General features: G+C 65.1%; 1 protein-coding gene. It reads right to left on the reverse strand.

What is annotated here, in order from left to right; all coding sequences use genetic code 11:
• Positions 1–215 (reverse strand): ATP-binding cassette domain-containing protein (locus VR45_RS41720; protein ID WP_045945208.1); only part of this gene is annotated, 215 nt, incomplete at both ends.

Consider the following 215-nt stretch of genomic DNA (forward strand, 5'->3'; position numbering starts at 1 on the left):
TCCCCGATGATGTCGCCGACCGTCATCCGCGGGTTCAACGAGGTGTACGGGTCCTGGAACACCATCTGGATGTTCCGGCGCACCGCCTTCAGCCCGGCCCCGGAGAGCCGGGTGATGTCCTCGCCCTTGAACAGCACCTGGCCCGAAGTCGCCTTCTCCAGGTTCATCAGCACCTTGGCCAGCGTGGACTTGCCACAGCCGGACTCGCCGACGAT

Origin of the sequence: Streptomyces sp. NRRL S-495 (assembly GCF_000966955.1) — a bacterium.
Classification (GTDB): domain Bacteria; phylum Actinomycetota; class Actinomycetes; order Streptomycetales; family Streptomycetaceae; genus Kitasatospora; species Kitasatospora purpeofusca.